At 62.2% G+C, this 12734-nt stretch carries 12 protein-coding genes; 11 read left to right on the forward strand and 1 reads right to left on the reverse strand.

Features of this window, described 5'->3' with window-relative positions; genetic code table 11:
* The first annotated feature begins 45 nt into the window (after window positions 1-45).
* From IVA95_RS13200 to IVA95_RS13240, 9 genes are all read left to right on the forward strand, one after another.
* Window positions 46-477 (forward strand): hypothetical protein, encoded by a 432-nt coding sequence (locus tag IVA95_RS13200; protein WP_247510872.1) that lies wholly within the window; start codon window positions 46-48, stop codon window positions 475-477.
* A 496-nt stretch (window positions 478-973) separates the two neighbouring features.
* On the forward strand, window positions 974-2002 hold the full coding sequence (locus tag IVA95_RS13205; RefSeq protein WP_247510873.1) for an ABC transporter substrate-binding protein: 1029 nt from the start codon (window positions 974-976) through the stop codon (window positions 2000-2002).
* A gap of 41 nt (window positions 2003-2043) precedes the next feature.
* Complete coding sequence (locus IVA95_RS13210; protein WP_247510874.1) at window positions 2044-2760, forward strand: NUDIX hydrolase; 717 nt, start codon at window positions 2044-2046, stop codon at window positions 2758-2760.
* A 102-nt stretch (window positions 2761-2862) separates the two neighbouring features.
* The gene (locus IVA95_RS13215; protein WP_247510875.1) at window positions 2863-4173 is read left to right on the forward strand and encodes an ABC transporter substrate-binding protein; all 1311 of its coding nucleotides are present in this window, start codon (window positions 2863-2865) and stop codon (window positions 4171-4173) included.
* 34 nt (window positions 4174-4207) lie between these two features.
* Window positions 4208-4975 (forward strand): ABC transporter ATP-binding protein, encoded by a 768-nt coding sequence (locus IVA95_RS13220; protein WP_247510876.1) that lies wholly within the window; start codon window positions 4208-4210, stop codon window positions 4973-4975.
* Between the two features lie 2 nt (window positions 4976-4977).
* Entirely contained in the window at window positions 4978-5682 is a 705-nt protein-coding gene (locus IVA95_RS13225) for an ABC transporter ATP-binding protein (RefSeq protein ID WP_247510877.1), read from the forward strand.
* 265 nt (window positions 5683-5947) lie between these two features.
* Window positions 5948-6829 (forward strand): branched-chain amino acid ABC transporter permease, encoded by an 882-nt coding sequence (locus IVA95_RS13230; protein ID WP_247510878.1) that lies wholly within the window; start codon window positions 5948-5950, stop codon window positions 6827-6829.
* Window positions 6826-7806: a branched-chain amino acid ABC transporter permease gene (locus IVA95_RS13235; protein ID WP_247510879.1), complete on the forward strand. Its 981-nt coding sequence runs from the start codon at window positions 6826-6828 to the stop codon at window positions 7804-7806. The genes IVA95_RS13230 and IVA95_RS13235 overlap by 4 nt, the downstream gene beginning before the upstream one ends.
* Complete coding sequence (locus IVA95_RS13240) at window positions 7803-8723, forward strand: polyphosphate kinase 2 family protein (protein WP_247510880.1); 921 nt, start codon at window positions 7803-7805, stop codon at window positions 8721-8723. Before IVA95_RS13235 ends, IVA95_RS13240 begins: the two co-directional genes overlap by 4 nt.
* Window positions 8724-9179: 456 nt before the next feature.
* On the opposite strand, the gene IVA95_RS13245 is transcribed toward IVA95_RS13240, so the two are convergent.
* The gene (locus IVA95_RS13245) at window positions 9180-9605 is read right to left on the reverse strand and encodes a nuclear transport factor 2 family protein (RefSeq protein ID WP_247510881.1); all 426 of its coding nucleotides are present in this window, start codon (window positions 9603-9605) and stop codon (window positions 9180-9182) included.
* Between the two features lie 134 nt (window positions 9606-9739).
* Here IVA95_RS13245 and IVA95_RS13250 point away from each other — a divergent pair, with 134 nt between their 5' ends.
* Window positions 9740-10312 (forward strand): Ada metal-binding domain-containing protein, encoded by a 573-nt coding sequence (locus IVA95_RS13250; protein WP_247510882.1) that lies wholly within the window; start codon window positions 9740-9742, stop codon window positions 10310-10312.
* Window positions 10313-11061: 749 nt separating this feature from the next.
* A complete protein-coding gene (locus IVA95_RS13255; protein ID WP_247510883.1) occupies window positions 11062-12621 on the forward strand; it encodes a 2-isopropylmalate synthase in 1560 nt (519 codons plus the stop codon).
* Window positions 12622-12734 lie beyond the last annotated feature (113 nt).

Raw genomic sequence — 12734 nt, forward strand, 5'->3', positions numbered from 1 at the left:
TTGCCCACCCTACGAGTCTCTAGAATGTGCTTCGAGGTGCTGAACATGAACTACTTCGTTCGCGCGGTTGCGATATCGTCGCCGGCGTCATCGGCCGGCGCCTCCAGCGCTACTAGGGTTCGAGCACCATCGCCCTCAGGCCAACTGCACGGGCCCGTGATCATCGCAATGATCACCGTGCGGGTGGTGCAACCGGCCGTCTACAAGATAGTCGACATGGTCACCATGCGGCACCACTTCATGTCCGCAGTTTGGACCGTGCCTGTGCTCGCAATGGACTTGAGGAGTGCACTGCACGGGATTTGTGGCATTTACCGTGATGACATGTTCGTCCACGTGATCCTCGTGCATATGGTGGAGATGACCGTCGTGAAGATAATCCACATGTCCGTCGTGACGAACCGCGGTGTGCCCGCAATCCGGGCCATGCTTATGAGTGTGGTTGGCATGGTGTTTCTCGGTACATGTGGTCATTAGCAATACTCCTTGCGCTTGTTTGCTATCGATACCCTATCGCAGACCATAGTGGAATCGTTGCGGAAGCCAACGATGCTGAGGTGCCCGCACCCTAACTCAATTACCGATAGCCAATGTTATAACGTTCAGGTGGAAACGGTTGCGAGCCGAGCGCCAATCTACGGGTTCAGACATCTACGTCTTCGATATATTGGGAGCCGTGATTGTTACATGGATTTAGAAACGCTTTGAACTGATCGGGGGCATGTCGACGAAGGGATAGGGACGTTCCGGTGGAGCCGTCTCTTGGCCCCCGCAGTCCGCGCGGCGAGGGCGCATCCTGGATCGCTGAGGACTCCCTAGATTGCTTCGTCGCTGTCGCTCCCTTGCGCAAACGCTTTGCATTTGTCGCAGGCAACGACGGAGGAGGAGTCGAGCCTCACCCGTGCATCGTTCCTGCGGCCTTCTCAACGGTCGCGCACTGCTCTATCTTGCCGCCCAACGAATGGAGGAACCCATGAAGAAACTGTTCGGCCGGCTGGCCGCCACGCTGCTGGCACTCACACTGACCTCGGGATTTGCCGCAGCGCAAAGCAAGGTCACCATCGCAATCGGAGGCGGCTCATGCCTGTGCTATCTGCCGACGGTGCTCGCCAAGCAGCTCGGCGAATACGAGAAGGCGGGATTGGCCGTCGAACTGGTCGACCTCAAGGGCGGCTCGGACGCGCTCAAGGCCGTGCTCGGCGGCAGCGCCGATGTGGTCTCGGGCTATTTCGATCATTGCGTCAATCTCGCCGCCAAGAAGCAGGAGTTGCAGTCCTTCGTGATCTACGACCGCTATCCCGGCTTGGTGCTGGTGGTATCGCCCAAGCACACCAATGACATCAAATCGATCAAGGATCTGGCCGGCAAGAAGGTCGGCGTCAGCGCGCCGGGCTCTTCGACCGACTTCTTCCTGAAATATCTGTTGAAGAAGAACGGCCTCGATCCGACCAGCGCCGCGGTGATCGGCGTCGGCCTCGGCGCCACCGCGGTCGCCGCGATGCAGCAGGGCCAGATCGAGGCGGCCGTGATGCTCGATCCCTCCGTCACCGTTTTGCAGGGCAGCCATCCCGATCTGAAGATACTGGCCGACACCCGCAGCGAGAAGGACACGCTCGCCGTGTTCGGCGGGGAATATCCCGGCGGCGCGCTCTATACGACCACGGCGTGGATCAAGTCGCACGAGAAGGAAGTTCAGGCGCTGACCAACGCGATCGTCAACACGCTCAACTGGATCCATTCGCATTCGCCGGAAGAGATCATGGCGAAAATGCCCGAGGGAGTGGTCGGCAAGAACAAGGAGCTTTATCTCGCCGCGCTGAAGAACACGATCCCGATGTACTCGCAAACCGGTTTGATGGACCCGAAGGGCGCCGACGCAGTGCTCGCCGTTTTCAGCGAGGGCTCGCCCGAGGTAGCGAAAGCTAACATCGACGTGACCAAGACTTACACAAACAAATATGTCGAGCAGGCCAAGAAGACCACGGGCGCCAATCCGAAGTGAAGAAGGGATAGGATCGGCGTGAAATCGAGCGAAGTGAAGCGATGAGTGGTACGAGACCTCCGGCCATTCATCGCGTCAGCACGCTCGATCTCACGGTCGAAACGTGGGCCTGGCCGTTCGCGGAAGCGCGGCGCGCGGACGTCGATGCGCATTTTGCCGAAAGGCAGCGCGAAAGGCCGCAACTGTGGAACGGCCGCGTCCTGCTCGGGCGCAACCCGGTATTTGCCGGCGACCGTTTCAGCGCCAGCTATTTCGAAACCGACTTCGCGAGTTTTCTGGCTTGGCGCGACTGGGGCTTTCCCGACGCTTCCGTGTTCAACGGTTTCGGCATGGGCGCGCTGCTCTGCGCCGACGGCGCCTTCGTGCTCGGCGAAATGGGCCCGCACACGGCCAATGCCGGGCGCATCTATTTTCCGTCAGGCACGCCGGACCTCGACGACATCAGGGACGGCGCGGTCGATATTTCCGGCAGCGTCACGCGCGAGCTCGAGGAAGAGACCGGCCTTGCTCCCGGCGAATACGACAGCGAGCCGGATTGGTACTGCATCTACACGGCGCCGACCGTTGCGATGATCCGCCTGCTGCGCGTCAACATGCCGGGCGACGCGCTGCGCGAGCGGATCGAGTGCAATCTCGCCTCGCAAGATCAGCCGGAATTGTCGGCCATTCACCTCGTGCGCGGCACGCGCGATCTCAGTTCGGCAATGCCGCGTTTTGTCACGGCATTCATCGAGGCGCAGTTCGCTTCCCGGCCCTGACCAAGTAATGCGCTTGACATCTGGTCGCGCTACCAATGTGATAGGTGCCAACCAGAGCAAGAAAAAGACGCAGTGCACAAAAAATAATCCAGGGAGGATTCCATGCCGGGGCGCAAAGCTGCACGCCTTCTCGTCGGGCTGTCTGCCGCAATCGCGGTGCTGGGGATGGCGGTCGCCGCCGAGGCTCAGGAAAAGAAAATCAAGATCGGCGTGATCTACGATCTTACTGGTCCGCTCGCGGGCGGCGGCTCGGAGCTGCAATATATCGGCGCCAAGATCATGCTCGACCAGTACGCCAAGACCGGCGTCGAGGGTTACAAGGTCGAAGCCGTCTACGCCGACGCCCAGAGCAAGCCTGACGTGGCGATCAACGAGGCCGTCCGGCTGATCGAACAGGAAAAGGTCAACATGCTGCTCGGCTTCTTCTCGTCTGCGCAATGCGTGCCGGTGGCCGCGCGCGTCGAGCAGCTGAAGAATTTCATGTGGATCACGACCTGCATTTCCTCGGCTGTGCTGGCCGACAAGAACTTCAAATACGTATTCCGTCCGCAGGCCTCGGGCGACCAGTTCGGCATGATGACGATGGATTTCATCGCCCAGAACTCGAAAGCGAAGCTCGGTAAGGAGCCGAAGGATTTGCGGGTCGCCATCATCCACGAGGACGGCGCCTATGGCGTCGACGTGGCGAAGGGCAATGAGGCCGGTGCCAAGAAGGCCGGCTTTAACATCGTGCTGAAGGAAGGCTATGCCGCCACCGCGCCCGACCTTTCTTCTCTCGTCACCAAGCTGAAGCGCGCGCGGCCGGATGTCATCTTCCACACCGGCTATAATCCCGACATCACTTTGTTCGGGCGTCAGGCGCGCGAGCAGGGCCTGAAATTCCAGGCTCTGGTCGGTCACGGCGCGGGCTACGGCGTCTACGAAAAGCTGAAGGAAGGCTTGGGCGGCGACGTCAACTACGTCTTCAACACCGATCCGATCTCGATCTGGCTCGCCAACCAGAAATCGATGGATCCGAAACTGCCGCCGGTCATCAAGATGGTCGGCGAGGAGTTCGACAAGGCGAAACCCGGCGTTGCGATTCGCTCGGCCCATGCCGGCATGGCCGCGTCGAACACCTACGTGTTCCTGACCGAAGTGCTGCCGCGCGCCATCAAGAAATATGGCGGCGTCGATCCCGAGGCGCTGCGCAAGGCAGCTCTCGAAGTCGACATTCCCGAAGGCGGCACCATGCTCGGCTTCGGCGTCAAGTTCCACGGCGAGGGCTCTCAGATGGCCGGCCAGAACGAACGCTCGTTCCCCGTTGTCATCCAGTATGTTGACGATAAGTCGTATGTGGTGTGGCCAAAGAGCCAGGCGCAGCGCGAGGCCGTGCTGCCGCTGCCGAAGGGAACCACGTTCAGCAACCAGTAAGAGCCGGGCAAACGGCTAAGCGGAGGTTTCCGGCGTGCTGACGGTAGACGGATTGGTGAAACGCTTCGGCGGCTTCACCGCTGTTAACAACGTGTCGTTCCGGGTCGAGCAGGGCGAGATTCTCGGCCTGATCGGTCCGAACGGCTCCGGCAAGAGCACGATCTTCAATATGCTGTCGGGCACGCTGATCCCGACGGCAGGATCGATTGTGTTCAACGGAACGGAGATCGCCGGCAAGGCACCGCACCGCATCATCAACAGCGGCATCGGCCGCACCTTCCAGATCCCGCGGCCGTTTCACCGCCTCACGATATTCGAGAATGTGGCGCTCGCAGGCTATTACGGCCAGGGCAGCCACAGCCGCGCCCGCGCGGACGAGGCGGCTGAACGCGCGCTCGCCATGGTCGGCCTGCCGACGAACCGCCACGCCGGCGTCGATGGCTTAGGCGCCGCCGGCCTGAAAAAACTCGAACTCGCAAAAGCGCTCGCCACCGGGCCGAAGCTCCTGCTCGCCGACGAAAGCCTTGGCGGGCTCGACGAGCACGAGATGGACCAGGCCGCCGACATGCTGCGCAAGATCCGCGACGAGCTCGGCATCACCATCATCTGGGTCGAGCACATCATGGGCGTGTTGATGCGCGTGGTCGACCGCGTGATGGTGCTCGATCACGGCGAGAAGATTTCGGAAGGCCTGCCGAGCGCGGTGGCGAGCGATCCACGGGTGATCGAGGTCTATCTCGGCACGGACGCGGATTCGAGCCAGGCCGCGGCGGCGGAAGCGCGCCGGCGGGCAGGGGTGTAAGTATGCTCGAACTCAGATCGCTCGACGCGGGTTACGGCAGCTTCCAGGCATTATTCGGCACCAACCTCAACGTCAGAGCGGGCGAGGCCGTCGGCGTGATCGGCCCGAACGGCGCCGGCAAGACCACGCTGATGCGCGTGATCTCCGGCCTGATACGGCCCACCAAAGGTTCGATCACGATGGAAGGCCGCGACGTGCTGGCGACGCCGGCGCACCGCATCGTCGATCTCGGCATTGCGCATGTGCCGGAGAACCGCCGGCTGTTTCCGCGGCTCACCGTCGACGACAATCTGAAGATGGGCGCCTACATGCCGGGCGCGCGCGCCAAGTATGCCGAGCGGCTCGAATTCGTGTTCGACCTGTTCCCGCGGATGAAGGAACGGCGCAGCCAGATGGCCGGCACGCTGTCGGGCGGCGAGCAGCAGATGTGCGCGATCGGGCGCGCGCTGATGTCGGATCCGAAATTGCTCCTGCTCGACGAGCCCTCGGCGGGCCTTGCGCCGGTCGTGGTGCAGCAGGTGTTCGAGCTGGTGAAGCGAATTCGCTCTGGCGGGCTGACGGTTTTGATCGTCGAGCAGAACGTGCAGCAGGTGCTGAAGGTGGTCGACCGCGCGTATTTGCTGGAAGCCGGCACCATCCGCGCATCGGGTACGTCGGAGGAGATGATGAAGACCGACACCATCAAGCAGGCATATCTGGGAGTTTAGGGCAGGGCATGACGAGATTGAGCCGAGTGGCGACCGCGAAGGAACTGCGCTCCCTCTCCCGGTTGCGGGGGAGGCGTAGGCGGCCTCCGGCCGCCGTCCTTAACAAACACGCCGATGCGGAGCATCGGCTATGGGTGGGGGTGTTTCCGCGAGTCGCACCGCTCGTGTGGAGAGAGTTTCCCCCACCCGGATCGCATCTTCGATGCGATCCGACCTCCCCCGCAAGCGGGAGAGGTGAGGCGAAGCCGGGATAGGGCGACAAACAATGCAGGCATTCCTCGACACCTTCGATATCTTTCTGCTGGAAGCCATTGTCAACGGCATCCTGCTCGGCGGCGTGCTCGCGCTGCTCGCGCTCGGGCTCAACCTGATCTTCGGCGTCATCGACGTCACCTGGATCTGCTACGCCGAACTGGTCATGATCGGCATGTACGGCATGTACTACATGGTCCAGGTGTTCGGATTGCCGTACTGGGTTGCAGCGCCGATCGCGATTCTGCTGGTCGCAGCGCTCGGCGCGCTCCTGCACTATCTCGTCATCGCGCCGCTACTCACCGCGCCGCCGATCAACCAGTTGCTCGCCACCGGCGGCGTGCTGTTCATCCTGCAGAGCTTTGCCACCGTCGCCTTCGGCATCGACTTCCGCAACCTCGGCATCCGCCTGCCGGTGCTGGCGATCGGCGACATGCATTTCAGCTATTCGCGGCTGCTCGCCTTTGTCGCCGCCTTGGCCGGCATGCTGGCGATCTACTTCTTCATGAAACGAACTTATACGGGGACCGCGATCCGCGCCGTCGCGCAGGACCGACAGATCATGTCGCTGATGGGGGTCGACACCAAGCGCATCTATCTCATCACCTCGGCGCTGGGTGGCGCGCTCGCAGGCCTCGCCGCCTGTCTTCTGGTCCTGCAGTACGACGTGCACCCCTTCGTTGGCCTCTCGTTCGGGCCGATCACCTTCCTGATCTGCGTGCTCGGCGGGCTCGGCAACTTCGTCGGCGGCTTCATCGCGGCTTTCGTATTCGCTCAGATCATTTCGCTGGGCGGCCTGTACTCCGATCTCGAATGGGGCTACGTGCTGGCGTTCGCCTTCTTCATCGTCATGATGTTCATCCGGCCCGCGGGCCTTCTTGCGAGGCGCGCGTGAATTCCCGCTACATCGCCTGGGCCGTTGGATTGGCCGCGCTGATCGCGCTGCCCTTCGTCTATCGTGAGCCCTATCACCTGCACATCCTGGTGCTGATCCTGATCTGGTCGTTCGCCTATACCGCGTGGTCGATCATGGGCCGCTTCGGACTGGTGTCGCTCGGCCACGGCGGCTTCATGGGCGTGGGCGCTTACATCACTGCGCTGCTGTGGAACCATCTCGGCGTCTCGCCATGGATCGGCATCCCCATCAGCATGGTGGCGGCGGGCGTGCTGGCGCTGATCGTCGCCTATCCCTGTTTCCGCTTCCGCATCACCGGGCACTATTTTGTGCTGGTGACGCTGGCTTTATCAGGCATCGTGCTGCAGGTCATTACCGCGACCCGCGACTACACCGGCGGCTCGCTCGGCTACACGCCCGACCGCGCCCGCAGCGGCCAGGGGCTGCTGGCGTTGCAGTTCGACGAAAAAACGACGTGGTATCTGATCGCGCTGTTCGTGTGGGTGGTCGGATTGCTGATCTGGCGCTGGGTCGACCGCAGCATGAGCCGCTACGCCATGGAGGCGATCTCGGAAGACGAGGATGCCGCCGCCGCGGCCGGCGTCAACGTGACAGCCGAAAAGCTCAAGATCACGCTGATCTCGGCGCTGATGACGGCGCTCGCCGGTGCGCTCTACTGCCAGTACCAGATGTTCATCTCGCCCGATACCGTCAGCGGCATTGCGGTGTCGCTGCAGATGGTGTTTGCCGTTATCGTCGGCGGGCTCTATGTCTCGCTCGGGCCAACCATCGGCGCCATCATCACCATCATGCTTGCGGAAATCCTGCGCATCGGGTTCGGCACCAAGGCGGTGGGCTGGGACAATCTGGTCTATGGCCTCCTGCTCGTCATCTTCATCATATTCCTTCCCAAGGGCATTCTTGGTAGCGTCCTCGACCGACTGAAGACGCAACCCAAGCCCTCCGGGACGAAATGAACAAGAAATCCTCGCAGCCGTTTGCCGACGAACTGAAGCCCTATGTCGACCCGTTCCGTTTTGACGGAGCGGGCGAGTTTCACCTGAAGTCGCACAAGACGAACGAGAAGGGCGGCCTTGATAAGGACAAGGCGACCAAGATCATCGAGGCCAATCGCAAGCGGCTCAACGATTTCCAGGAAAAGCTCTACGCCCAGGACCGCTGGTCGATGCTGCTGATCTTTCAGGGCATGGACGCCGCCGGCAAGGATTCGGCCATCAAGAGCGTGTTCGAGGGCGTCAACCCGCAGGGCTGCGAGGTCACCTCGTTCAAGCAGCCTTCCTCAAAAGAACTCGACCACGATTTCCTGTGGCGCAGCATGATCGCGCTGCCGGAGCGCGGCCGGATCGGCATCTTCAACCGTTCCTACTACGAGGAATGCCTGGTGGTGCGGGTCCACCCCGAAATTCTCGCCAGGCAGAAGATACCGCCGCAACTCGTCACCAAGGACATCTGGCGCGACCGGTTCGAGGACATCTCGGCGATGGAGCGCTACCTCGCGCGCAACGGCACCGTGATCCTGAAATTCTTCCTCAACGTCTCCAAGGAGGAGCAGCGCCAGCGCTTTCTGGCGCGGCTGGAAGAGCCCGCCAAGAACTGGAAGTTCTCGCTTGCCGATATTGATGAACGCAAGCTGTGGGCGAAATACCAGGCCGCCTACCAGGACGTGATCCGCCACACCGCGACGGAGGCGGCACCATGGATCGTAGTCCCCGCCGACCACAAATGGTTTACCCGCGTCGTGATCGGCTCGACCATCGTCGCAGCTCTCGAGAAGCTCGATCTACATTTTCCAAAGGTCGATCAGGCCGACCGCAGCGAATTCGCCAAGGTGCGCGAAGCGCTGCTGGCGGAGGAGGAGGCGGACAAGAAGTAGGGTGGGCAGAGCGAAACAAAACCCATCGCTCTCCGCCACCGGGTGATGGATTTACTCCATCCCATTCCACGTGAGGTAAGCACACTGGTCAGGCTCCCTCCCCCTTGCGGGGGAGGGTTGGGGAGAGGGGTACGCCCCGGGCGAGGTGATCGATGTGCGCACCGGCTTCTCAATCTCGGATCGTTGAACTCACACTGAGAGAGCACGTGGTGTGGCACCCCTCTCCCTAACCCTCCCCCGCAAGTGGGAGGGAACCCTGCCTTCGGTGCGTCCCTCACAGCAGTCGATGCGACGGCTTCGCTGCGTTCCACCGGATTGTCATTCCCAGAAGTAGCGGCAAAGGCGCACTTGCCCACCATTGGTGTCGAGTGTCGGGACTGAACGGTGAGCACGCGGGGGCCTGTCATCGGGTGCGCATTCGCGTGACCCGGTGGCTTTACCGATTCCCGTTACGCGTCACTCCGCCGTTTCTCCGAAAATCATCTGCCAGCCCTTTCGCGTGTCCATATACTCGCGAACCTCTTTGATGCGGCCGCCTGCGACGACAAAGACGAAGCAGTAGTCGTTGTCATACGGCCGTCCTTCCGGAAGGGTCGCCCGCATCCGCTCCTCAATGATCACGGTATCGCCATCGGCATGGACGGCGCGGAACGAGATCTCGATTGCGGAGAACAGGCGGTGCATCTCGGAGGCGATGAACCGCGCGATCTGGTCGGGGCCGATCATGTGATCGGTATGCGCGAGCGCCACCGCCGTCGCGTTGCGGCGAGGGGCGATCCATTCGGCGTCCGGTGTGAACAGGGATGCGATCAGGCCCGCGTCTCGCGTTGCGAATGTTTTCCACGCGTTGAGGACGATGTCCTTGGCTGTCGGGTTATTCATTTTTTGTTTTGCCTTCCGGGAGAGTGAATCCGTTGCCGCCGATCTAAGACACACCGGCCCTGACCGCTGGCCGGAATCGGACCTCATCATCCGCGCCCACTTTCATCGGCCGCGCGGTGAGCTAGAATTCGAGAATGTTGAGTTTCGATATCTGCAATGCTGCGCGGCTGAGGCGCGACGCGCGCTATGATGGCCGTTTTTTCACGGCGGTTCGGACCACGCGGATCTATTGCCGCCCGGTCTGCCCGGTCAAGCACCCGTTGACGCGCAACGTCACCTATTACCCGACGGCAGCAGCGGCCGAAGCGGCGGGATACCGGCCGTGCCTGCGCTGCCGCCCGGAGACCGCGCCGTTCTGCCCGGCCTGGAACGGCACCCGCTCGACCGTTGCGCGGGCACTGAAGCTGATCGATGGCGGCGCGTTGGAGCACGGATCGGTCGCCGGACTAGCGGAGAAGCTTGGGATCACCTCGCGCCATCTCGCCCGCCTGTTCGAACGCCATGTCGGGGCAAGCCCGCAGCAGGTCGCGAACACCCGCCGCATCCAGCGCGCCAAACGGTTGCTCGACACCACCGACGACGCGATGACGGAAATCGCCTTCCGCGCCGGCTTCGGCAGCTTGCGCCGCTTCAACGCCGCGTTCTCCGAACTCTATGGCCGCTCACCATCGAGCTTGCGCGCGACGTCGCGTGGACAGAGGAGGTGAGGGAGCATTTCGCGCAAGCCATCCACACGTGAGGTAAGCACAGTGGTCAGGCTCCCTCCCCCTTGCCGGGGAGGGTTGGGGAGAGGGGTATGCCCCGGGCGAAACGATCGATGTGCGCACTGGCTTCTCAATCTCGGTCATTCATCGTGGCACTCACTCTGAGAGAGCACGTCGCGTGGCACCCCTCTCCCTGACCCTCCCCCGCAAGGGGGGAGGGAACCCTGCCGTCGGTTCGTCCCTCACAGCATTCGGCTTCGCTGCGTTCTACCGGATTGTCGTTCCCCGCGAAGGCGGGGAATTCCCGTACGCTGCGGCCTTTCGGCTCTCCGCGGCCGCTGGTAATACTGGGTCGTCCGGTCTAGCCGGACGACGACAAGCATGGTTAGGTCACGTTTCCTGACCCTCTTTTGGCATTGCGGCCGGCCGTAATTCTCGTCTAGAACAGCCCCGGAACGCTGTCGCGGCAACGAACCGTCAATGGTTTTAGCCGAGATTTGAGCGTCCAAAAGGGTCTGGCAATGCTGATTCGCAGCCAAATGTTGGGAGTTCGGGGTGGAGCGGCCAAGGCTGCCCCTGCACGTCCAGCTGCGTCCGCGCCCACCCTGCTTCTTGGCGGGCTTCTGCTTCTTATCGGCCCCTGAGGGCCGTCTGGGCGTTTGCGCCTGGGCACTCAGGGGTTTTGAGCGAGATCACCAGACCCTTCGGCGCCCATGAGAGAACGGCGCTACGACCCAAAAGGAATTCAGCATATGACTACAGCGAATAAGTCCGAGAAGGACCGCGTCATCATTTTCGACACCACTCTGCGTGACGGCGAGCAGTGCCCGGGCGCGACCATGACCTTCGAGGAAAAGCTCGAGGTCGCCGAAATGCTCGACGACATGGGTGTCGACGTCATCGAGGCCGGTTTCCCGATCACATCGGAAGGCGACTTCCAGGCGGTCAGCGAGATTGCCCGCCGCTCCAAGAACGCCGTGATCGCCGGCCTATCGCGCGCGCATCCCAAGGACATCGATCGCTGCGCCGAGGCGGTGAAGTTCGCAAAACGCGGCCGCGTCCACACCGTGATCGCGACCTCGCCGCTGCACATGCGCGTCAAGTTGAACATGACACCGGAGCAAGTGATCGAGCTCTCGATCGCCAACGTCACCCGCGCCCGCAATCAGATCGACGATGTCGAATGGTCGGCCGAGGATGGCACCCGCAGCGAGATGGATTATCTCTGCCGCATCGTCGAAGCCGTCATCAAGGCCGGCGCCACCACGGTGAACATTCCCGATACCGTCGGCTACACCGTGCCGGAGGAATACACCCACTTCATGCGCACGCTGATCGAGCGGGTGCCGAACTCGGACAAGGCGATCTTCTCCGTTCACTGCCATAACGACCTCGGCATGGCGGTGGCAAACTCGCTGGCCGGCATCGCCGGCGGCGCGCGCCAGGTTGAATGCACCGTCAACGGTATCGGCGAACGGGCGGGCAACGCCGCGCTCGAAGAGATCGTGATGGCGATCAACGTGCGCAACGACAAGTTTCCGTGGTGGAACAAGATCGACACCACGCAATTGACGCGCGCCTCGAAGCTGGTGTCGGCGGCGACCTCGTTCCCGGTGCAGTACAACAAGGCGATCGTCGGCCGTAACGCGTTCGCGCACGAAAGCGGCATCCACCAGGACGGCGTGCTGAAGGACGCGTCGACCTACGAGATCATGCGGCCCGAGATGGTTGGCCTGAAGCAGTCGTCGCTGGTGCTCGGCAAGCATTCCGGACGTCATGCCTTCGTGCACAAGCTGGAAGAGATGGGTTACAAGCTCGGCGCCAACCAACTCGAAGATGCCTTCAACCGCATGAAGGCGCTAGCCGACCGCAAGAAAGACATCTACGACGAGGACATCGAGGCGCTGGTCGATGAGGAAATGGCGGCCTCGCATGATCGGATCAAGCTGACCTCGCTGACGGTCATCGCCGGCACCCATGGCCCGCAGCGCGCCACCATGAAGCTCGACGTCGAAGGCCAGACCAGGATCGAGGAGGCCGAAGGCAACGGCCCGGTGGACGCCGTGTTCAACTGCATCAAGGCACTGGTGCCGCATGAAGCAAAGCTGGAGCTGTACCAGGTCCACGCCGTCACCGAAGGCACCGACGCGCAGGCCGAAGTCTCGGTGCGGCTCTCGCACGAGGGCCGTTCGATGACGGCACGCGCCGCCGATCCGGATACGCTGGTCGCTTCCGCAAAAGCCTATCTCGGCGCGCTCAACAAGATCGTCATGAAGCGCCAGCGCGACATGCCGGCCGCGGTGGCAGGCTGATCGCTTCACACCTCCGTCATTCCGGGACGGTCCAAAAGACCGCCCCGGAACTATAGGCCCGAAGCCGAGCCGGCGTCTTTCGGAGCCCCTGCAGCCGGCAAAGTTACTTTGGA

Origin of the sequence: Bradyrhizobium sp. 157 (assembly GCF_023073815.1) — a bacterium.
In the GTDB taxonomy this organism is placed as follows: Bacteria; Pseudomonadota; Alphaproteobacteria; order Rhizobiales; family Xanthobacteraceae; genus Bradyrhizobium.